This is a genomic window from Streptomyces sp. NPDC048424 (assembly GCF_040651555.1).
Taxonomy (GTDB): Bacteria; Actinomycetota; Actinomycetes; order Streptomycetales; family Streptomycetaceae; genus Streptomyces.
On the sequence record NZ_JBEZKE010000012.1, the window covers coordinates 1 to 23,081 of the forward strand.

The 23,081-nt window shown below is 74.2% G+C and carries 10 protein-coding genes; 6 read left to right on the forward strand and 4 right to left on the reverse strand.

Translation table 11 applies throughout. From position 1 onward, the window contains the following. The 6 genes from AB0D29_RS18840 to AB0D29_RS18865 form a co-directional block, all read left to right on the forward strand. On the forward strand, positions 1-3,206 hold a 3,206-nt coding region (locus AB0D29_RS18840), incomplete at its 5' end, for an SDR family NAD(P)-dependent oxidoreductase (RefSeq protein ID WP_362855486.1). 116 nt (positions 3,207-3,322) lie between these two features. Beyond that, positions 3,323-9,970: an SDR family NAD(P)-dependent oxidoreductase gene (locus tag AB0D29_RS18845; protein WP_362855487.1), complete on the forward strand. Its 6,648-nt coding sequence runs from the start codon at positions 3,323-3,325 to the stop codon at positions 9,968-9,970. After that, a complete protein-coding gene (locus tag AB0D29_RS18850) occupies positions 9,967-12,045 on the forward strand; it encodes an alpha-hydroxy-acid oxidizing protein (protein ID WP_362855676.1) in 2,079 nt (692 codons plus the stop codon). The genes AB0D29_RS18845 and AB0D29_RS18850 overlap by 4 nt, the downstream gene beginning before the upstream one ends. Then, positions 12,042-12,839: an alpha/beta fold hydrolase gene (locus tag AB0D29_RS18855; RefSeq protein ID WP_362814374.1), complete on the forward strand. Its 798-nt coding sequence runs from the start codon at positions 12,042-12,044 to the stop codon at positions 12,837-12,839. Before AB0D29_RS18850 ends, AB0D29_RS18855 begins: the two co-directional genes overlap by 4 nt. A 2,079-nt stretch (positions 12,840-14,918) precedes the next feature. Next, on the forward strand, positions 14,919-15,473 hold the full coding sequence (locus tag AB0D29_RS18860) for a hypothetical protein (RefSeq protein WP_362855489.1): 555 nt from the start codon (positions 14,919-14,921) through the stop codon (positions 15,471-15,473). A gap of 275 nt (positions 15,474-15,748) precedes the next feature. Continuing rightward, positions 15,749-16,006: a hypothetical protein gene (locus AB0D29_RS18865; RefSeq protein ID WP_362855490.1), complete on the forward strand. Its 258-nt coding sequence runs from the start codon at positions 15,749-15,751 to the stop codon at positions 16,004-16,006. Between the two features lie 53 nt (positions 16,007-16,059). On the opposite strand, the gene AB0D29_RS18870 is transcribed toward AB0D29_RS18865, so the two are convergent. The 4 genes from AB0D29_RS18870 to AB0D29_RS18885 all read right to left on the reverse strand — a co-directional run bounded on the left by AB0D29_RS18870 (position 16,060) and on the right by AB0D29_RS18885 (position 23,081). Further along, a complete protein-coding gene (locus tag AB0D29_RS18870; RefSeq protein WP_362855492.1) occupies positions 16,060-17,319 on the reverse strand; it encodes a cytochrome P450 in 1,260 nt (419 codons plus the stop codon). 83 nt (positions 17,320-17,402) lie between these two features. Beyond that, positions 17,403-20,564, reverse strand: a complete 3,162-nt coding sequence (locus AB0D29_RS18875) for an amino acid adenylation domain-containing protein (RefSeq protein ID WP_362855494.1) — start codon at positions 20,562-20,564, stop codon at positions 17,403-17,405. After that, positions 20,561-21,769, reverse strand: a complete 1,209-nt coding sequence (locus AB0D29_RS18880) for an NAD(P)/FAD-dependent oxidoreductase (RefSeq protein ID WP_362855496.1) — start codon at positions 21,767-21,769, stop codon at positions 20,561-20,563. Before AB0D29_RS18880 ends, AB0D29_RS18875 begins: the two co-directional genes overlap by 4 nt. Before the next feature lie 109 nt (positions 21,770-21,878). Continuing rightward, positions 21,879-23,081, reverse strand: a complete 1,203-nt coding sequence (locus AB0D29_RS18885) for a cytochrome P450 (protein WP_362855498.1) — start codon at positions 23,079-23,081, stop codon at positions 21,879-21,881.

A 23,081-nucleotide genomic window follows, 5' to 3' on the forward strand; every position in this document is an offset into this window, starting at 1 on the left:
CCTCACAACTCAACGTCAGCCACGCCTTCCACTCACCCCACATGGACGGCATCCTCGACCAGTTCCGCACCACCGCCGCCACCCTCACCTACCACGCCCCCACCATCCCCATCGTCTCCAACCTCACCGGACAACCAGCCACCACCGAACAACTCACCAACCCCGACTACTGGGTCCAACACCTCCGCCACACCGTCCGCTTCAACGACGGCATCCAGTACCTCCACAACCAGAACGTCACCACGTACCTGGAGCTCGGCCCGGACGGCGTGCTCACCGCCATGACCCGTACGATCCTGGCCTCCGGGGAAGCGGAGACCCGGGATCCGGTCACCGCGGCCCCGTTGCTGCGCAAGGGCCGTCCCGAGGGCGGGACCCTCGCGGCCGCGCTCGCCGGGGCCTACGTCCGCGGCGCGGACATCGAGTGGGGCGGGTTCCTGCCCGGTGGCCGGGCCGTACCCCTGCCCACGTACCCCTACCAGCGCGACAGCTACTGGCTGAGCGCTCCCGCCGCCCCCGTGGCTCCGAGGCCGGCCGGCGGGCACCCCTTGCTGGACCAGACGCTCGAACTCGCCGCGGGCCAGGGATGGTTGTTCACCGGCACGCTCGACGCCGACGCCGACCCGTGGCTGGCGGAGCACGCCATCCTGGGCCGGCCGCTGCTGCCGGGCGCGGCCGTCGCGGAGCTCGCCCTGTACGCGGCGCGGCGGACGGGCGCGGCGCAGGTCGCCGAGCTCACCCTCGAACAGCCGCTGCCGCTGGACGAGCGCGTCACCGTCCAGCTGATGGTGGGCGCCCCCGGGGCCGACGGGACGCGCCCCCTCGCGCTCCACTCGCGGCCCGAGGGGACGCCGGGCGCAACATGGGTCCGGCACGCCTCCGGGCTGCTGGCCGACGGGGTGTCCGCAGCGCCGGGCGGCGCGGCCGACGAGGCGGCCGACCTGGCCGTCTGGCCGCCGCAGGGAGCCACCGAGATACCCGTCGGCGACCTCTACGCCCGCCTCGCCGAGCGCGGATACACGTACGGGCCCGCCTTCCAGGGCCTGCGGACCGTGTGGAGCCACGGGAGCGACCTCTACGCGGAGGTGGTGCTCCCCGAGAGCGCCACCGGCCCGCAGGGGGACGGCTTCGGTCTGCACCCGGCCGCCCTGGACGCGGCGCTGCACACCGCCCTCGTCGGGGCCGGTGCCGGGGACCGGCTGCTGGTGCCCTTCGCGTGGAGCGGTCTGACCCTGCGGACGCCCGGCGCCACGGAACTGCTGGTCCGCATGCGGCGGGGAGCGGGCGACAGCTACTCGCTGCTGATCGCCGACCTGTCCGGTACCCCGGTGTTCACCGCCGACACGCTCGCCGTGCGGGAGCTACGGGCGGACCCGGCCGCCGCCGGACCGGCGCACGGGGCCGCGCTGTTCGGCCTGCACTGGTCCCCGCTGCGCGGGACCGCTCCCGTTCCGGCCGGCCCGTGGGCCGTCCTGGGCGAGGCGGACTCCGCCGTCGTGGATGCCGTACGGGCCGCCGGTGTGGCCGTCCGGGCCTACCCCGGCCTGGACGGGCTGCAGGAAGCGGTCGACGGGGGCGCGCCGGTGCCGTCCGTGGTCGTGGCCCCGGTGCCCGCCGTCCCGGCCGGGTCGGGCCGGGCCGTGCTCACGGCCCTCGCACCGGCCCAGCGCTGGCTGGCCGACGAGCGGTTCGCGGACTCCCGGCTCGCCTTCCTCACCGAGGGCGCGGTGGCGGTGGCGGACACCGAGTACCCGGATCCCGCGCTGGCGGCGGTCTGGGGCCTGATCCGCTCCGCCCAGTCGGAGCAGCCCGGCCGGTTCGCGCTCGTCGACACCGACGGGCGGCCCGAGTCCGTACGCGCCCTCGTCCCGGCCCTGGCCTGCCCGGAGCCTCAGCTCGCGGTGCGGGCCGGGCGGATCGCGGCGCCGGCCCTGCGCGGTCACCGGCCCGCCGTCACCGGTGAGGACGCCCCGGCGGCCTTCGGAGCGGACAGCCACGTCCTGGTCACCGGTGGTCTGGGCACGCTGGGCCGGCTGCTGGCCCGGCACCTGGTGGAGCGCCACGGGGTGCGGCGGCTGCTGCTGACCGGCCGCCGCGGTGCGGCGACCCCGGGCGCGCAGGAGTTCACGGCCGAACTGGCCGCGCTGGGCGCCGAGGTGAGCGTGGCCGCCTGCGACACCGGCGACCGCGCCGCCGTGGCCGCCCTGCTGGCCTCCGTACCGGCCGGCCGGCCGCTGACCGCGGTGGTCCACGCGGCGGGCGTGACCGACGACTCCGTCCTCGCGGGACTCACCCCGGAGCGGATGGAAGGGGTGCTGCGGCCCAAGGCCGACGCCGCCCTCCACCTGCACGAGCTGACGCGGGACCTGGAGCTGTCGGCCTTCGTCCTCTTCTCCTCGCTCGCGGGCACCCTGGGCTCCGCGGGACAGGGCAACTACGCGGCGGCCAACGCCTTCCTGGACGCCCTGGCCCAGCGGCGCCGCGCCGCCGGGCTGCCGGCCCTGTCCCTGGTCTGGGGCCTGTGGGCGCAGGAGAGCACGCTGACCGGCGATCTCGGCGCGGCGGACCTGAAGCGCCTGGCCCGCTCCGGGATCGGGGCGCTGTCCGCCGAGGAGGGCCTGGCCCTGTTCGACGCGGGCGTGGCATCCGGCGCCGCGGTCCTGACGGCCGCCCACCTCGACCTGCGGACGGCGGATCCGGAGGCGGTCGCGGTCCTGCTGCGGGGGCTGGCTCCGGCCCGCCGCGGCGGGCCGGGCACCGCTCCGGCGGCCCCGGACACGGCGGCCGACCTGCGCGAGCGGCTGGCCCGGGCGCCCCGGCGCGAGCACCGTCACCTGCTGCTCGAAGCGGTACGGATCGAGGTGGCGGCCGTACTGGGCCACGCGAGCCGTGACCGGGTGCCGGCCGACGGCCGGTTCCAGGACCTGGGCTTCGACTCCCTGACCGCGGTCGAGCTGCGCAACCGCCTGACGGCCGCGACCGGCGTCAAGCTGCCGCCCACGCTCATCTTCGACCACCCGACCCCGGGTGCCCTCGCGGACCGGCTGCGGGCCGCGCTCGTGCCCGACGTCCCGGCGCAGGACACCCCCGAGGAAGCCGTGGACGGCGCAGCCGGTCCGGACGGCACGGACCTGCCGGACGGCGGGAGCGCGCTCGACACGATGAGCGCCGACGACCTGGTCCGCCTGGCCCTGGGCGAGGGCTGACCCCCCGCCCGGGGCCGGGCACCCGGCTCCCGGACCCGTTCCGACCCCGACCCCGACACCAGACCCACACCCAGCCCCCCACGGGGCTCCCGACAGGGAAGTACGGAGAGAACAGGATGGCTTCCACAACCCAACAGCAGGTCGTCGAGGCGTTGCGGGCCGCGCTGAAGGAGAACGAGCGGCTCAAGGCCGACCACGCCCACCTCGTGGAACGCGAGCACGAGCCGATCGCGATCGTGGGCATGGCCTGCCGCTACCCGGGTGGCGTCCGTTCCCCTCAGGACCTGTGGCGACTGGCCACCGACGAGGTGGACGCCGTCGGGCCGTTCCCCGCCGACCGCGGCTGGGACCTGGCGGGCCTGTACGACCCCGACCCGGACCGGCCGCACACCTCGTACGCCCGGGAGGGCGGATTCCTCTACGGGGCGGCGCAGTTCGACGCCGAGTTCTTCGGGGTCTCGCCGCGCGAGGCGCACAGCATCGACCCGCAGCAGCGCCTGCTGCTGGAGACGGCGTGGGAGGCCTTCGAGCACGCGGGCATCGACCCGGCCGCGCTGCGGGGCAGCCGCACGGGCGTGTTCGTCGGCACCATGTACGCCGACTACATGAACCGGTTCTCCCCCGCCCCGGAGGAGTACGAGGGCTTCCTGAGCGTCGGCGGCGCCGGCAGCGTGGCCTCCGGTCGGCTGTCCTACACCTTCGGACTGGAGGGGCCTGCCCTCACCGTCGACACGGCCTGCTCCTCCTCGCTGGTGGCGCTCCACCTGGCCTGTGCCTCGCTGCGGCGCGGTGAGTCCACGATGGCGCTGGTCGGCGGTGCCACGGTGATGGCGACGCCGATGCCGTTCGTGGAGTTCAGCCGGCAGCGCGGGCTGGCCGCCGACGGCCGTTGCAAGGCCTTCTCGGCCGCCGCGGACGGCACCGGCTGGGCCGAGGGCGCCGGTCTGCTGCTGGTCGAGCGGCTCTCCGACGCCCGCCGCAACGGGCACCGCGTCCTGGCGGTGGTCCGTGGTTCGGCCGTCAACCAGGACGGCGCGAGCAACGGGCTGACCGCCCCCAGCGGCCCCGCGCAGGAACAGCTGATCCGCCAGGCCCTGGCCGCCGCCGGGCTCACCACCGCCGACGTCGACGCGGTGGAGGCGCACGGGACGGGCACCTCGCTGGGCGACCCGATCGAGGCGCAGGCGCTGCTGGCCACCTACGGCAGCGGGCGTCCGGCGGACCGGCCGCTCCACCTGGGCTCCCTGAAGTCGAACATCGGGCACACCCAGGCCGCGGCCGGGGTCGGCGGAGTCATCAAGATGGCGATGGCGCTGCGTGAGGGGGTGCTGCCGCGCACCCTGCACGTGGACGAGGCCTCCCCGCACGTGGACTGGTCGAGCGGCGCCGTCTCCCTGCTGACCGAGACGATCCCGTGGCCCGAGCAGGGCGACCGGCCGCGCCGGGCCGCGGTGTCCTCCTTCGGCATCAGCGGCACCAACGCGCACGTGATCCTGGAGCAGGCGCCCGCGCTGGAGCCGGCCGACGCCGGGAGGCCGGCCGCGCTGCCGGCCGTACCGGTGGTGCTGTCGGCGGCCGGCGAGCCCGCGCTGCGCGCGCAGGCCGACCGGCTGTACCGGCACCTGACCGAGGCGGACGGTGACGCACTGGCGGACGTGGGCTTCTCCCTGGCCACCACCCGCGGTCACCTCCCGCACCGGGCGGTGCTGCTCGCCGAGGACCGCGACGAACTGCTCGACGGGCTGCGCGCGCTGGCCGACGGGGTGCCGGGGCCGGACGTGGTCCGCGCTACGGCCGTCGAGGGCCGCACCGCCTTCCTCTTCGCCGGTCAGGGCTCCCAGCGCGCCCGGATGGGCCAGGAACTGTACGAGACCTTCCCGGTGTTCGCGGCGGCCTTCGACGAGGTGTGCGCCGCCCTGGAACCGCACCTGGACCAGCCCCTGCGGGACGTGGTCCTCGCGGCCGAGGACAGCCCCGAGGGCGGGCTGCTGAACCGGACGCGGTACACGCAGCCGGCGCTCTTCGCCTTCGAGGTGGCCCTGTTCCGGCTCCTGGAGTCGTGGGGCATCCGGCCCGACGCCGTCCTCGGGCACTCCGTCGGCGCCCTCGCCGCCGTCCACACCTCGGGCGCCCTCTCGCTGGCGGACGCCGCCGAGCTGGCGGCCGTACGCGGCCGGATCATGCAGCAACTGCCGTCGGGCGGGGCGATGGTCGCCCTGCGCGCCTCCGAGGAGCAGGCGGCGGCCCTGGTCGCGGGGCACGAGGAGCTGGTCTCCCTCGCGGCCGTCAACGGTCCGGCCGCCACGGTGCTCTCGGGTGACCGGCAGGCCCTGGCCGTCGTGGTCGCGGACTTCGAGGCGGCCGGCGGGAAGGCCACCTGGCTGCGCGTCAGCCATGCCTTCCACTCGCCGCTGATGGACCCGGCGATGGCCGAACTGCGGGCCGTGGTCGCCCGCCTGGACTTCCACGAGCCGCAGCTCTCCTTCGTCTCGGACCTGACGGGCCGGCCCGTGGGCGCGCACGAGCTGGCCGACCCCGAGTACTGGGTCCGGCACGCGCGCCGCGCCGTCCGCTTCCAGGACGGCGTGGGCGCCCTCGCCGAGCTGGGCTGCACCCGCTTCGTGGAGGTGGGGCCGGGCACCGACCTCACCTCGATGGCCGCCGACTGCCTGGAGGAGGCGGACCGGGGCCGCTCCGGCGCCCCCACGCTGATCCCCTCGCTGCGGCGGCGCCTGCCCGAGGTGACCGCGCTGCTCACGGCGGTCGCGCGGATGCACGCGTGCGGCGGTGACGTCGACTGGGCCGCCGTGTTCGCGGGCCGCGGGGCGCGCCGGGTGGAGCTGCCCACGTACGCCTTCCAGCACCGGCCGTACTGGATCGACCAGCCGGCCGGCGCCGGGGACGTGAGCTCCGCCGGACTCACCGCCGTCGGCCACCCGCTGCTGACCGCCTCCACCGAACTCCCGGACAGCAGCGGCCTGCTGCTGACCGGCCGGCTCTCCCTGGCCCGCCACCCGTGGCTGGCCGACCACCGCGTCGGCGGCCGGGTGCTGCTGCCGGGCACCGCGCTGCTGGACCTGGTCACGTGCGCCGCCCGCGAGGCGGGCTGCGGCCTCGTCGAGGAACTCGTCCTGGAGGCGCCGCTGGTGGTGCCGCAGGAAGGGGAGGTCCGGCTGCGGGTGTCCCTGGCCGCCGCGGACGGCTCCGGCAGCCGGGCCGTCCGCGTCCACTCCCGTCCCGAGGACGACGCCGACGGGCAGGGCTGGTCCCGCAACGCCCAGGGCTCGGTCCTGCCCGACGGCTCCGGCCCGGCTCCGGAGCGGGCCGCCGACCTGGCCGCGGTGTGGCCGCCGCGGGGCGCCGAGCCGGTCTCCGTACCGGTGGCCGAGCTCTACGCCGCCCTCGGCGCCAAGGGCCTCGCCTACGGGCCCGTCTTCCGCGGCGTGCGCGCCGTGTGGCGGCGCGGGCCGGAGGTCTTCGCCGAGGTGGCGCTCCCCGGTGAGCGGCCCGGCGCCGACGCGTTCGGGCTGCACCCGGCGCTGCTCGACGCGGCCCTGCACCCGATCGCGCTCGGCGGCCTGATCGACGAGGGCGCCGGAACCGAGGCCGACGGGCGGACCTTCCTGCCGTACGCCTGGTCCGGCGTCCGCACGTACGGCCCCGCCGGCGCGCTCCTGCGGGTCCGGCTCGCACCGTCCGGTGCGAACGCGGTGAGCATCGACGTCGCGGACGGCTCGGGCCGGGCGGTCGCCTCGATCGGCTCGCTGGCCCTGCTTCCGCTCCCGGCGGGCGCCTCGAACGCCACGGCCGCACCGCGCGACGGCCTGCTGCTGCCGACGTGGGAGGAGCTGGCCGAACTGCCGCCCGCCCCCGCGACGCACCGCTGGACGCTGCTCGGTGCGTACGGCTGCGACGGCGACGGCTCCGACGGGGGCTGCGAACCGGTCCTCGGCACGGCCCTGTCCGGCCTTTCGGCCCTGACCGACGCGCTCTCCGCCGGCGCCGAGGCCCCCGCGCTGCTCGTCCTGCCCTGCCCGCCCTCCGCGGGCGGCGGCGCGCCGGGCACCGCAACCGGGGCGGCCGTACGCACGGCCCTGCACCAGGTCCTCGACGCGGTACGGCTCCTCGCGGAGGACGAGCGGCTGGCCGGCACCCGCCTGGCGGTCCTCACCCGAGGCGCCGTCACCCTGGGCGGCGAACAGCACCCCGGGGAGCCGGCCCACCGTGCGGTGTGGGGCCTGCTGCGCTCCGCGCAGGCCGAGCACCCGGACCGGTTCGCGGTCCTCGACGAGGACGGCACGCCCGCCTCCCGGCGGGCCGTGGCGGCCGCGCTGGCCACGGGTGAGCCGCAGCTGGCGCTGCGCGGCGGCACCGCCTACCGTCCCTCGCTCGCCGAGCAGGACGCGGACACGGTGCTCCGGCCGCCCGCCGACACCCCGCACTGGCACCTCGACTACGTGGCCAAGGGGACCTTCGCGAACCTCGCCCTCAAGCCCTGGCCGGAGGCGGCCGCCCCGCTGGAGGAGGGCCAGGTGCGGATCCGGATGCGGGTCGCCGGCCTGAACTTCCGCGACGTCCTGCTCTCCCTCGGGGTGATCCCGCCGTCCGTGGACGGGCACGCGGGCGGTTCGGGGCAGGGCGGCGAGGGCGCGGGCACCGTCCTCGAAGTGGGCCCCGGGGTCACCGACCTGCGGCCCGGCGACCGGGTGATGGGCCTGTTCTACGGCATCGGCCCGACCTCGGTCACCGACCGCCGGTTCGTGTGCCGGATCCCGGAGGGCTGGTCCTTCCGGCAGGCCGCGGCGGTTCCCGTCACCTATCTGACCGCCTACTACGGACTGGTGGACCTGGCCGGACTGCGCGCCGGCGAATCGGTGCTCGTGCACGCGGGCGCCGGCGGCGTCGGCACGGCGGCGATCCAGATCGCCCGCCACCTCGGCGCCGAGGTGTACTCCACGGCGAGCCCCGCCAAGTGGGACGCGCTGCGTGCCGCGGGGGTCCCGGACGGGCGCATCGCCTCCTCCCGCACCCTGGACTTCGAGCAGGCCTTCCTCGGTGCCACCGGGGGCGACGGCGTCGACGTGGTGCTCAACTCCCTCGCCGGGGAGTTCGCGGACGCCTCGCTGCGGCTGCTGCCGCGCGGCGGACGGTTCCTGGAGATGGGCAAGACCGACCGGCGCGACGCCGCCGAGGTGGCCGACGCGCACCCCGGGGTGACGTACCGGACGTACGACGTCCGCGATCCCGGTCCGGACCGGATCCAGGAGATCTTCACCGACCTGCTCGGGCTGTTCGAGCGGGGCGCGCTCCAGGCACCGCCGGTGGCGGCCTGGGACCTGCGCCGGGCACCCGACGCCTTCCGCTACCTGAGCGAGGCCCGGCACATCGGCAAGGTGGTGCTGGACCTGGCCGACGGGAACGAACGCTGGGACACCGCCCGGGCCGTCCTGATCACCGGCGGTCTGGGCTGGCTGGGCCGGCTCGCCGCCCGCCACCTGGTGGCGGAGCACGGGATACGTCAGCTGGTGCTGATGGGCCGCGGGCTGCCCGGCGAGGACGCGGCCCGGGACGTCGCCGAGCTGCGCGCCCTGGGCGCGGACGTCCGTACGGTGCCCTGTGACGCGGCCGACCGGGCCGCGCTGGCCGCGGCCCTCGACGGGCTGGCCGGCGACGGCGTCCGCATCGGCGGGGTCGTGCACGCGGCGGGGGTGCTGGACGACGGCCTGCTCACCTCGATGACCGCCGAGAGCCTGGAGCGGACCCTGCGTCCGAAGGTGGACGCGGCGCTCCACCTGCACGAGCTCACGGAGCCGCTCGGCCTCGACGCGTTCGTCGTCTTCTCCTCCCTCGCGGGAACGCTCAGCTCTCCGGGGCAGGCCGGCTACGCGGCCGGCAACGCGTTCCTCGACGGGCTGATGGAGTACCGGCGTTCGGTCGGCCGCCCCGGCGTCTCCGTCGTGTGGGGTCTGTGGGAGGGGGCCGGCGGCATGGGCGCCGGTCTCACCGACGCGGACGTCGCCCGCATGGCGCGGGTGGGCGTGGCTCCGCTCAGCTCGGAGCTCGGACTGGAACTGCTGGACGCCGCGGTGCGCCGCGACCGTCCGGTGGCGGTCGCCGCACGCTGGAACCTCGACGGGTTGCGGGCCCGGATCGCGGAGGGCGCGGCCGTGCCCGCCCTGCTGCGGAGCCTGGTGCCCGCCCCGGCGGGCGCCGCGGGGGCGCGGTCCGCGCCCGGGGCAGGGGCGGGGGCGGCGGTCGCCGAGGCCTCGCTGACCGGCGACCGGCTGCTGGACTCCGTGCTCCACGAGGTCGCGGCCGTCCTGGGGCACGCCTCCGGTGCGGCGGTGGACCGGGACGGGGCGTTCGACCGGCTGGGCTTCGACTCGCTGACGGCGGTGGAGCTGCGCAACCGGCTCGCCGTCGCCACGGGCATCAAGCTGCCCGCCACGTTCATCTACGACTGGCCGACCCCGGCCGAACTGGTGGTCCACCTGCGGGAACAGCTCCCGGAGGCGGCCGAGTCGGCCGCGGAAGCCACCGCCGCACCGGCGGCCGAGCCGGCCGTGGGCGCGGCCGCTCCGGGGGACCCGGCCGGCAACGGCGCCGGCGTCACCGTGGCGCTGCTCGCCGACATCGCCCGGCTGGAGGCCGCGGTCGCCGACCGGCCGCTGAGCGAGGCGCAGAGCGCCGTGGTCAGCGAGCGGCTGCGCGAGCTGCTGACCGAACTGGGTTCTATGAAGGAGGATCACTCCGCGTGGGCATGACCAACACCCCGACGGCCGCGCCGGCTCCGCCGGCCGGCCGTGCCACCCGGGCGACCGGGCCCGCGAGCGGGCCCGTCGACCCCTCCCGGTGGATCCGTACCTACCACGCCCGGCCGTCCGCGACCGCCCGCCTCGTGTGCTTCCCGCACGCGGGCGGGGCCGCGAACGCCTTCGTGGCGCTGTCGGCCGCGCTGCCCGAGGACATCGAGCTGCTCGCCGTCCAGTACCCCGGCCGCCAGGACCGCCGCGGCGAAGCGTGCGCCGAGGAGATCGGCGAGCTCGCCGCCGGCGTGGCCGAGGCGCTGGCCGACCGCGCCGATCTGCCGGTGTTCCTCCTCGGTCACAGCATGGGGGCCCTCGTGGCCTTCGAGACGGCCCGGCTGCTGGAGGAACGCACCGCCGTGGCCCGGCTGTTCGTCTCGGCGGCCAGGCCCCCCGCGCAGGACTGGGAGGAGCCCGACCTGACCGGCGTCGGCGACGAGGAGCTGGTCGCCGGGCTGCGGCGGCTCGGGGGCATCCCCGAACCGCTGCTGAGGGACCCGGAGATCGTCGGGGAGGTGCTGCGCCTGCTGCGCGCCGACCACCGGGCGCTGCTGCGATACCGCTGCGCCGACGGGGCCGCCGTGACGGCCCCGCTCACCGTGCTCCTGGCGGCGTCCGACCCGAAGAACTCCCTGGAGCAGATGGGCGACTGGGGCCGGCACGGCAGGAACGGGCACACCCTCGTCACGCTGTCGGGCGGGCACTTCTCGCTCGTCGAACGGCCCGGGGAGACCGGGCCGCTGCTCACCCACTGCGTCCGCGAGGACCTGGCACGGCTCGCCGCGGCGCCCCCGGCCGCGGAGCCGGAGGCGGCCGCCGCCCCGGCCGAGGAGCCCCTCGCCGACCTCGTACGGGAGATCCTGCTGGGCGGCCTCGAAGGCCGCACCCCGGCGCTGCCGACCGATCCGACCGCGCTGGAGGCCGCGGCCCGCGCGGTGATGTCCCCCGAGGGCTTCGCGTACGTGGCGGGCACCGCCGGCTCCGGTGCGACCGGCCGGGCCAACCGCGCGGCCTTCGACCGCCACCGGCTGGTGCCGCGGATGCTGCGCGGCACCCGCCGGACCGACACCTCGGTGACGCTGTTCGGGCAGCGGCTGCCCGTACCGGTCCTGCTGGCACCGCTGGCCGCGCAGCAAGTGGCGCACCCCGAGGGCGAGTCGGCCACGGCGCGGGCCGCCGCGGCGGCCGGTGTGCCGCTGGTGCTGTCGACCTTCGCCTCGCGCACGCTGGAGGAGGTGGCCGAGCAGGCGGGTGACCACCCGCGCTGGTTCCAGCTGTACCTGCCCTCGGACCGGGCGGTGGGCGAGTCGCTGGTGCGGCGCGCCGAGGCCGCCGGCTACACGGCCATCGTGGTCACGGTCGACGCCACCCACCTGGGCTTCCGCCCGGCCGAACTCGACAGCGGCTACTCGCCGTTCCTGCGCGGCACCGGCATCGCGAACTTCACCGGCGACCCCGCGTTCCTGGCCGGGCTGCCGGCCGGGGCGGACGCCACCGCGGCCGTGCTGCGCTGGGCGCAGATCTCCACCGACCCGACCCTGACCTGGGCGGACCTGGCCTGGTTGCGTGCTCTGACCCGGCTGCCGCTGCTCGTCAAGGGCGTCCTGCATCCGGACGACGCCCGGCTGGCGCTGGAGCACGGCGCGGACGGCGTGGTCGTCTCCACGCACGGCGGCCGCCAGCTCGACGGCAGCGTGTCCGCCCTGGACGCGCTGCCCGCGGTGCGCGCGGCCGTCGGCCCGGACGTGCCGGTGCTGATGGACTCCGGGATCCGGACCGGCAGCGACGTGGTCAAGGCCCTGGCCCTGGGCGCGGACGCCGTCCTCTACGGCAGGCCGTACGTGTACGGGCTCGGGCTCGGCGGCCGCGAAGGCGTCGAGCACGTGCTGCGCTGCCTGCTGACGGACCTCGGCCTGGCCCTGGCCCTCACCGGCTGCGCCTGCCTCGCGGACGTCGGGCCGCACCTGCTCGCGAGCACCCCCTCGGACACCCCCGGGTCCCACGGGCCCGCGGAGAACGGAGATCGGCGATGAAGCGACCCTACGGCTCCGGCTCGGACCCGACGGGCTGGCTGCGCAGTTACCACCAGGCGCCCGCCGGAGCGCCGACGCTGGTCGTCTTCCCGCACGCGGGCGGTTCGGCGACGGGCTACCACGGCCTGTCGGCGGCCCTGTCCGACAGCGCCGAGGTGCTCAACGTGCAGTACCCGGGCCGCCAGGACCGGCTGGGCGAGCGCTGCCTGGAGGACATCGGGGAGATGGCCGACCAGGTGGTCGAGGCCCTGCTCCCCCGTGTGCACCGGCCGCTCGCCCTGTTCGGGCACAGCCTGGGCTCGATCGTCGCGTACGAGGTGGCCCTGCGGCTGGAGCGCCTGCACCCGGACCGTGCGCCGATCGGCGTGATCGTCTCGGGCCGGCCGGCGGCCGCCATCCACCTGAGCCGGGGCCTGTCCCTCATGGCGGACGAGGACCTCGCCTCGTCCATCTTCGACCTGGCCGGCACCCCGCCGGAGTTGCTGGCCGACAAGGACCTGATGGCGGCGGTCCTGCCATCCCTGCGGGCCGATTTCAAGGCCGCGGAGAGCTACCGGGGCGCCGTGGGCACCCGGCTCGCCTGCCCCTTGCACGCGTACTCCGGGGCGCAGGACTTCAACGTGCCGCGCGAGGGACTGCTGCGGTGGAGCGAGCACACGGCGGCCGCGTTCACGGCGCGGTTCTTCGAGGGCGGCCACTTCTACCTGCAGTCCTCCGAGCACGAGGTGGTGCGGGCGATCGCGGACGACCTCCGCGCCTTCGCCGCCGCCTCGCTGGTGGGCAGCGGCCGCTGACCCGGCGGCCCGCACCGGCCCGGATCCTCTGTCAGGGCTCGACGGAGCCGGCCGGGTCGGGAGGGCCGGGAGGGCCGGGATTCCCGAGGGACAGGCACCACGGACATTCGTGGACGTCGCTCCCTGCTCTCGCCGGACGAGGCGAGGGCAGGGAGAAACCCGCCCGGTATTCGTCCTGGAGTACCTGGGACGAGCGTATTTTCGTCCGGGTCGAGCCGACCGTCCGGGCCGTGGCCGCCTCGGCGAGGCGGCGCGTCACCCGCATCAGCGCCGCCCGCACCGCGCCCGCCACCCGGACTGCCGCCGGCCGGACACGGCGCCGGGCAGCCGCCCATGGGCCGCGATCGGATCGGTCACCGTAGGAAGCCATGCTCACGCAGCCTTTTCGTGGTCGCACTCGGGGCGGGACGGATAGATCTTGCTGCCGGAGGGCGCCGCGGAGAAGGGTGGCATCCCCTTGCGAATTTTCGACCAGGGACCCTCTCGGCGATAGAAGGATGATATTTCTTTTATTCTCGGCAGTTCTCGCCATTTCCCCGAACAAGCAGCACGAAAGTACATCGAACGGGAATTGGGCAGGCCGCAGTCAATTTAGCGCACCCCAATATTGCAGCGAGTCAGCAATGTGCGAATTGCCGGGGTTTTTAGGTGGCCGGCCACGTGCGGATTGCCGGGGTTTTTGAGGAATTCATCGACGAGCCAGCCGACGGCAGGTCACCGCCGTAGGGGTCTCGCGCGAAGGGCGGCCGGCACGGCTCGCGAACGAACCGGAACGGGTCCTCGCCCACGTGGGCCGAGGCGCCTGCGGCCCTCCGCCCCGATTGCACCGATGCCGCGGCTTCCCGGCGGGACAGCCGGATGGCATCCACATGACAGGACAGGACGTGCCTGAAGCGTCGTTGGCGCCGTAGTTCAAGGGCGTCCACATGCCACAGACGGCCAGTCCCTGATGACGTCAACGCAGTGCAACCTGCGCCCAGTGCGGCGGAGATCAGCACGATCAACAGGAGGATGTCTCCCACAACTGTCCTTTCGAAGGCTGATGGTTCCAGGTCCCCACACGACAGGAGCCCCGGCGATCGGTGGGCATAACGCAGGGGCATATGCAGGGTTGCGCCCTCCCTGCCGATTGCAGCCATGCGCAGCAATCGGCCCGGCCTTGGCATCCCATGGTTTCAACTGATGATCGGTCGGCGGACGTGGGCGGCGGACCGAAGTCAGGAGTGAGGGGCCGCCGGGCCCGGGGCCGGCTCCAGCCCGCCACTCATCGCCCCTTTGAGCTGCGGCGCGACCACGCGGCAGGACCTGACCGCCAAACTCTTGTCGTGTTTGCAGAACCGATAAAAGACGGGAAACGCCTATTCATCTGCCACCATCACCCGGATGGCGCACACCCTGACCAACACCGACGGCGTTTATGGAATATGACAACAGCAAAGCTCCCCGTCCTCTTCCGCAGGCCTGTGGAAGAGGACGGACAGGGAGACAGCTTTCACGCCGGGGCCACCCGGGTCGGAAAGTGGACTTTCACCCCACGCGCAACAGGACGTGGGGAGGCCAGGAACGCGACACTGGAGCACGGGAGCCTGGAGATCGATCTCAGATACTCGTCCTCGATCTTTGAGGACTTCCTCCGCACGATGAGCGTGATCCAGGTCGAGTTCGACCAGAGGTCGGGGAGCACCGCACCGTCCTCGGCGCCCGTCGACGAGCGCTCGGGCGGCAGTTCCTGTGTTTGAGCCGTACGGATACCCAGACATCCACGGCCCCCACCCTCAGCCGGGTACCACCGCGTACCGGGGCCGGCCGGACCACCTACAGCAGCATTGCCCCGGGCAACCGCTCGGCGGGCACGGTGAGCCGGAGCGGCCGTGGGATCCGGCGGAAGAGCTCGCCATCCTCCTCCAGGAGAGCGCCTCCCCCGGACAGGCGGAGCCCTTCGGCGACGTCGACTACGACGACGCCGGAGACACGGTGAGCGCCCTCGGCCTCGCAGCGGGACTGAGGCACACGCCTGCCGCCCGGCCGCCCAAGCAGGCCCCTGGCGGGCACCGCCGGAGCCCGTCGAAGGCGCCTGTCGTGACCCTGCTGCGCACGGGCAGCCTGTTCACAGCAGTGCTGGTCGCCGTCATCGCCGCCGTGGTGAGCGTCCTCAGCGGGCTGGCCATCTGTGACGCCCTGCGCCACAGCGCCGGATTGCACACGGCCCGCGCCGTGGTCGGCTGGTGGCCCCTGCTGATCTACGGCCCCTGGATGGTCGCTTCCCTGTCCATTCTCAGGTCCGCGCTGCACCAGCGCCGCGCGCTGCACTCCTGGTCCATCGTGCTGCTGTTCTCCACCCTGGCCACGGTTCTGTGCGTGGCCCAGGCGCCCAGGACGATCGCTGCCGGGACGTCGTCCGCGCTTCCCGCGGTCGCGGCGCTGGCCTGCTTCCAGCAGCTGGTCCGCCAGATCACTCTCACGCGGCCGCCCCGACAGGCTGCACCGCGGCACCGGACCCGGCCCGCCTCGGTGCTCGGCCACGCGGTCACGGCCGGGCGCGGCCAAGGCGGTGTCCCGCCCGGCTACTCCGCGGCGGAGCGGAAGGCCGTCCACTCTCCGTCCGGGGGGCGTGGATTCGGGTACGGCGCATGACGGCCGTACGCGTGGGGTGGTGACAGCCACTGGCTTCCTTGACACCCCACTCCTTCCCCACGCCTCACAAGGGTGCTCGCCTGCACCCTTGAAACGAAGATCGAAACCGATAGTCACGGGCCGTGCACAGACTCAGCCTGACGGTCTAGGTCCGCGCCCCGGCCGTCCGGTCACTGCGGCACGTCCGAACGGCGCCCCGCTGGGCATGACCGTGCCCGGAAGCCTTCGCGGCCCGCTCCCGCCACCTCACACGCCTACCAAGAGAGATCACGAGCATGGCCTACGAAATGACCTACGCCGAACGAACCAGGTACAAGCGGCGCCAGGACTCCGCCTACCGGGCCGGCGAAGAGGCCGTCACCAACCTCCAGGCGGCGCTCGCGCGCGCAGACCTGACCCTTCCTTCCCTGAGCAACGACGGGCCGGTGGCCGGCCACGGCTTCGTCCGCCTCGGAGGCTGCAACGCGGCCTTCGCCAACCGGCTCGCCGAGGTCATCGCCGCGGGGGCCGACGCCCTGCAGTGTCAACGGTGAACGGCCGGCCGGAAGTTGTCGTCACGAGGCGCCGACCGTCGCCAGGAGGGCCGTCAGGCGGCGCGTTCGCCGGTGAGGCGGACCTGCAGGGTGGCGTGCCCGTTGGCGAAGTTGGAGAAGAGCCGGGTGGGCGGGGCGAGCAGCTCGATGTCGGCCACCCGGGTGCGCAGCGACTCCAGCATGGAGATCATGTGGACCCGGCCCAGGTAGGCGCCGAGGCAGAAGTGCGGTCCGTGGCCGAAGCTGACGTGCTTGTTGGGGGTGCGCCCCAGGTCGAAGGTGTAGGGGTCGGCGAAGGCGTCCTCGTCGAAGTTGGCCGAGCTGTTCCACAGGGTGACGATCTCACCGGCCTTGACGACGTGGTCGCGGATCGGGATGTCCACGAGGGCGTGCCGGCCGAAGTGCATGGTCGGGGTGGTCCAGCGCATGACCTCCTCGGTGGCGCTCTCGAGGGTGACCTCCGCGTTCTTCAGCCGGCGCCACTGGTCGCCGTACTGGCTGAAGGCGTGGACGATGCCGGAGGCGGTGGCCCGGCTGGACTCGTCGCCGCCCAGGATCAGGCTGTACGCGTTGTAGATGATCTCCTCCTCGCTGAGCGGCTCGCCGTCGATCGTGGCGGTGGCCAGCGTGCTGAGGACGTCCTCGCCGGGATTGCGGCGGCGCTCGGCCATCAGTCCGGAGATGTAGAGCACGATCTCGTTGCGCGCCATCAGCGAGACCTCCTCGCCGTCGTCGGCGCTGTACCGGGAGAGGGTCTGGGCGTTCCAGTCCACGAGCTGCCCGCGGTCCTCGGCGGGGATGCCCATGAGGTCGCCGATGCTGTGGATGGGGATCCGGTCGGCGACCGCGGTGACGAAGTCCACCTCGCCCGCCTCGACGGCCTCGGAGATCAGCTGGTCGGTGAGCTGCTGGACGTTCTGCACGACGGGGGCCAGGACGCGCGGCGAGAAGGACTTCATCATCAGGTTGCGGATCTCGCGGTGGCGCGGGCCGTCGGTGACGGCGAGCATCTTGCCCGCGGCGGAGTCCTCGCCGAGCAGCAGGGTGCTGAGCACGTTGCCCTGTTCGGAGGTGTACCGCTTGTTGTCGCGGTAGGCGGTCATGATGTCGTCGTACTTGGTGAGGACCCAGAATCCGGGCTTGCCGTCCCGGGCCGGGTGCCAGAACACCGGGTTGTGCGCGCGGAAGGGACGCCACAGCTGATGCGGGTCGTTGTCCTCGAAGGTCTGCGGGTCGGTGAGGTCGTAGGCGGCCGGATCGGCCAGGTCCGCCAGGTCCGCGAGCTCGGCCGCCGGCAGGGTGGGGGCAGTCATGGGTGTGTCTCCTCCGGGGCCGCGGACCCGGAGGTCCGCGGCACGGTAAGGGTCGGCTGTGGAGGTGGGCGGGGGCGGGGGCCTCAGGCGGCTTCCGCCGCCACCGCGGTGGTGGCGAGTTCGGCGATGGTCTGCTTGCGGAACACGTCCCTGGCGGAGATCACCAGCCCGGCCTTCTTCGCCCGGGCGACGACCCTGATGCCGAGGATGGAGTCCCCGCCCAGCTCGTAGAAGTTGTCGGTGACTCCGACGGCCGGGATGCCGAGCACGTCGGACCAGATCTGGGCGAGCAGCCGCTCGGTGCCCGTACGGGGCTCCAGGGCGCCCTCGGGGGCGGCGGCGTGCTCGGGCGCGGGCAGGGCCTTGCGGTCGACCTTGCCGCTCGGGGTGAGCGGGAACTGTTCCAGGCACACGACGGCGGACGGCACCATGTGGACGGGCAGCCGGGCGGAGACGAACTCCCGCAGCTCTGCCGGCTGCGGGTGGTGTCCCGCGGCGGCGGGGGTCACGTAGCCGACGAGGCGCTTGTGCTCGCCGTCGGCCAGGGCCAGGACCAGCGCCACCCCGACCTCGGGGTGCTGCTGGAGGACGAGTTCGATCTCGCCGGGCTCGATGCGGTAGCCGCGGACCTTGACCTGGTGGTCGGCCCGGCCCACGTACTCGATGACTCCCGCGCTGGTCCAGCGCACCAGGTCGCCGGTGCGGTACATGCGGTGGTCCGGGGCCTCGCCGTGCGGGTTGTCCAGGAAGCGGTCCGCGGTCAGCTCGGGCCGGTTGAGGTAGCCCTGGGCGACGCCCGGGCCGGCGATGAACAGTTCGCCGGCCACCCCGATCGGCGCCGGCCGCAGCCGCTCGTCGAGCACGTAGGCGGTGGTGTTGGCGACGGCGCGGCCGATCGGGACGGGCATGTTCTCGTCCGCCTCGCGGATGAGGTGCCAGGTGCCGAGGACGGCGGTCTCGGTGGGCCCGTAGAGGTTCACGAGCCGCTGCGGCGGCGCGGCCGCCAGTACCTCGGCGACGCGGACCGAGTTGGCCGCCTCGCCGCCGAAGAGCACGTGGCGCAGCGCCCCGAAGGCGTACGGGTCGGCGGCGACGATCTGGTTGAAGACGGCGGTCGTGACGAACAGCGTCGTGACGCCGCCCCGGCGCAGTGCGGCGGTGAGCTCCGCCGGGTCCAGCAGCGTGTCCTTGTCGATGACGACCATCCGGCTGCCCGCCAGCAGGGGGCCCCAGATCTCGAGGGTGGCCGCGTCGAAGGTGACGTCCGAGCCCTGCGCCATGACGTCGTCGGGGCCCAGCGACACCCAGTCGGCGTTGCGGAACAGCCGGACGACGGAGCGGTGGCCGATCACGGCGCCCTTGGGCGTGCCGGTGGAGCCCGAGGTGTACATGATGTACGCGGGGTCGTCGGCGGTGACCCTGACGTCCGGGGCATCGGCCGGCTGGGCTGCGATCGCCCCGTCCTGCTCGTCCAGGGAGATCATCCGCGTGCCGGCGGACGGCAGCTTGCCGGTGAGCCAGGACTCGGTGAGGCACAGCGGCACTTCGGCGTCGGAGAGCATGAAGCCCAGCCGGTCCCCGGGATAGTCGGGGTTCAGCGGCAGGTAGGCGCAGCCGGCCTTGAGGACGCCGAGCAGCGCGGTGACGAGTTCGGGGCCGCGGGGCAGGCAGACGGCGATGAACGTGCCGGGCCGGACCCCGTCGGCCACGAGCAGGTTGGCCAGCCGGTTGGCGCGGGCGTCCAGTTCGGCGTAGGTCAGCGTCTGCAGGCCGGCGCTGACGGCGACCGCGTCGGGGCGCAGGCGCGCCTGTTCGGCGACGAGTTCGTGGACGCAGCTGTCGGCGGGGAACTCGGCCCGGTTGACGGCCCATTCGGTGGTGAGGAGGCGCAGCTCCTCCTCGTCGGCGAGCGGCAGCTCCTCCACGGCGGTGTCCGGGTCGGCCGCGGCGGCGTCGAGCAGCACCGACAGGTGGCGGGCCAGCACCTCCACGGTGACGGCGTCGAAGAGGGCGCTGTCGTACTCCAGCGTGCCGGCCAGGTCGCCCGTGGCGGTCTCGGCGAACTCCACGGTGATGTCGTAGGCGGCGGGCACACCGGGCGCGGGGAAGGCCCGTACGTCAAGTCCCGGCGCCTGCACCGGCCCGGCCGCCCCGGCGGCGTCGCGCAGCAGCACCATCACCTGGACGGCGGGGGTGTCGCCGGCGTCCTTGCCCTCGCCGAGGGCGGTGCGGACCTGCTCGAAGGGCACGTCCTGGTGGGCGGCGGCCTCGGCGAGGGTGGCGCAGGTCTGCGCCAGCAGCTCGGTGAACGGCGCCTCGGAGCGTACGTGGGCGCGCAGCAGGAGCGGATTGTCGAAGGCGCCGACCAGGCCGTCGAGCACCGGCTGGGGGCGGCCGTCCGCGAGGGTGCCCAGGGCCAGGTCCTCCTGGCCGGTGTGCCGGGAGAACAGCACCTGGCAGGCGGCGAAGAGGCCGGCGAACAGGGTGCCGCCGTGCGCCTCGGCGGCCGCGGTGAGGCCCTTCACGGCCCCGGCGGGTATCCGGAACCCGTGGCGGGCGGCGGCCGCGCCGCGGGCCCGGGAGCGGGGCCTGTCGGTGGGCAGCCGCAGGGCGGGCAGGCCGGCGAGGTGGCCGCGCCAGTGCTCCAGCTGCGCGGCGAGGTCGGCCTCGGTGAGGCGTGCGCGCTGCTCGGCCGCGTACTGCGCGTACCGGACCGGGAGTTCGGGCAGCCGGGCGGGCCGCGCGGAGACGGCCGCCGCGTACAGCTCGGTCAGCTCGGCGATGACGAGCGCCCGGGAGCGGGTGTCGACGGCGATGCGGTGGGCGCTCAGGACCAGCACGTGCTCGTCGGCGCCGAGGCGGACCAGGAGGGAGCGCAGCAGCGGGCCGGAGGCGAGGTCGTACGGCCTGGCGGCCAGTTCCGCGATGCGGGCGTCGAGCCGGTGGGCGCGCTCCGGTGCGGGCAGCGCCGTCAGGTCGGCGGATTCCAGCTCCAGCGGGCCGGCCGGCCAGACCTTCTGCACGGGCCGGCCGTCGGCCTCGGCGAACGTGGTGCGCAGGGGCTCGTGCCGGGCCGCCAGGAGCCGCAGGGCCCCGGTGAGTTCGGTGCGGTCGAGGGTGCCGGTCAGCCGGAGCGCGATGACCGGGTGGTGACCGTGCGCCCCCTCCTGCCGGTGTCCGGACCGGATGAGCTCCTGCCCGAAGGTGAGCGGCAGCCGGTCGTTCCCGGTCGTCCCGTCGGTCATCCCTTCGTTCCTTTCATGTCCGTCTCTTCCATCAGGTCGAGCAGTTCGGGGGTGACGAATTCGTCGATCGGGCAGACACCGGACAGCGTCGAGAAGTACCGGTCCGTCAGTTCACCGCTGGTGGCGATGGCGCGCAGCAGGTCCAGGTGGTGGGCGGGCGGGTCCAGCCGGGCCGTCTTGAGCGTGGCCCGGTATTCGGGTGTGAGGGCTTCCATCCGCTGCTCGGCGTAGGTGTCGAGGGCCGTCCGCAGCCGGTCGGGGTCGTGCAGGCCGTCGCCGATGCAGTCCGCGAGCAGCTGGGCCTGGTAGAAGCCGTCGGTGATCCCGCGTGCGGTGATCGAGTCCTTGTGGTGGGCGGCGTCGCCGACGAGCACCCAGCCGGGGCCGGCGGCCTGGCGGAAGAAGTTGCGCTGGTCGCCGGTGCCGTAGACGCGCTCCAGCCGGGCGCCGCCCGCCATTTCCTCGCGCAGTTCGGGGGCCGTCTTCTCCACGTTCGTGAGCAGGGCGCCCAGCGCGTCGCCGCGCACGCTGTGGAACTGGTCCTGGGGGAGGTAGCCGGCGACGAGCGTGGCCCCGTCGTTGGTGGGTACGGTGCCGACCCAGTGCCCGGGGGTGTCGTACAGCCGGAATCCGGGCCGCAGGCCGGACCAGTAGGAGTAGTAGGCGCACGTCGAGGTCGGGTCCTCGACGACGAGCGGGGCACCGGCCTTCGCGGCGACGGTGGAGCGCATGCCGTCGGCGCCGACGACGAGGGTGGCCCGCTCGACGGTGCCGGTGGAGCCGAGCCGGACGCCGACGACGCGGTCGCCGTCGAAGACGAGGTCGCTGACCGAGCAGTTCTCGCGGAATTCGACGCCCGCGTCGACGGCGCCCTGCGCGAGGATCGGGTCGAGGAGGTAGCGGCGGGGCGCGTAGGCGGCGCGCTGCCCGTCGGCCGCCCAGGAGCAGCCGTCGAGCCGGATGTCGCCGTGGGTGTAGCGGACGTTGTCGAGGGCGGGGGCGCCGGTGGCCACGACCGCGGGCAGCAGGCCCCACCGGGCGAGGGCGGCGACGCCGGGCTGGTGGATGTAGAGCGTGGAGAGGGTGTCCTTGGGGAAGGTGCCGCGCTCGACCATGAGCACCCGGTAGCCGGCGCGCGCGAGCAGCATCGCGGCCGGAGCCCCGGCGCACCGAGCGCCGACCACAATCACGTCGTAGTGGGTCAAAAGATGCTCCTTGTCCTGCGCCGGCCCCGGTGGCGGGCGTTACGGGGATGCGTGGGGGGCGGGTACCGGGCAGGCGGCCCGGACCGTTCGGGTCCGGGCCGCCGGCCGGCTAGTTCACCCGGATCGGCAGCTTCCAGACCCCGGTGAACTCCGGGGAGGTGAGGAAGGTCGGCTTGTCGTCCGGGTCCACCCGCAGCTTGGGGAAGCGGTCGAACAGGATGTTCATGGCGATCCGCCCCTCCAGCCGTGCGAGCGGGGCGCCGAGGCAGAAGTGGATGCCCCGGCCGAAGCCGATCTGCGGGTTGGGGGTGCGGGCCGGGTCGAAGACGTCCGGGTTCTCGAACACCCGGGCGTCCCGGTTGGCGGCCGAGAACCAGACCTCCAGCACGTCGCCCTCGGGCACCTTCACCCCGGCGATCTCCACGTCGCGCGTGGTGACCCGGTAGCCCGCGGCGAGCGGGCTCAGGTAGCGCAGCGACTCCTCCAGCAGGGTCGACACCAGCGAGCGGTCCGCCCGCACCCGTTCGTCGACGTCCGGGAAGGCGTCCAGGCACAGGATGGTGTTGCCCAGCAGCATCGTCGTGGTGATGTGGCCGGCCGAGATCAGCAGGTTGGCGAAGTTGACGATCTGCCGGTCGGTCAGCCGCTCTCCGTCGACCTCGGCCTCGACGAGCCGGGACAGCAGGTCCTCCTGCGGTTCGGCGCGCCGCTGGGTGACGAGGTCGAGGATGTAGAAGCCCATCGCCATGGCCGCTTCGGCCTGGGTGTCGAGGGACTCCTCCTGCGCCTGGTCGCCCTGGTGCGTGGTGAGCTGGGTGCTCGCCATGAGCGACTGGTCGGCCCATTCCTTGAGGAGCTCGCGGTCCTCGCGGGGGATGCCGAGCATGTCGCAGATGACGATCACGGGCAGCGGGTAGGCCAGTGCCTCCGCGAGGTCGAAGGTGTCGCCCTTGACCTCGTCGAGCAGCTCGTGGGTGAGCGCGGTGATGCGCGATTCGAGCTCGGCCACCATCTTCAGGGTGAAGGTGCGCCCCACCAGCTTGCGCAGCTTCTGGTGCTCCGGCGGGTCCGCCTGGGTCAGGTTCCCGTCGAAGGCGACGGCCGCCTGTTCCGGGCTGACGTAGCGCGCGGCCACCTCGGAGGAGTACGTGGCGGGATCACTGAGGATCTCGAGCGTCTCCGGGTACCCGTAGACGTGCCACATCCCGACCTCGGGGTCGTACTCGATGGGCGCCTCGGGCTGGACGCCGCGCAGCCAGAAGTGCCGTGGATGCATCTCCCACTTGGCGAGCGGGCTGGTCGTACCGGTCAT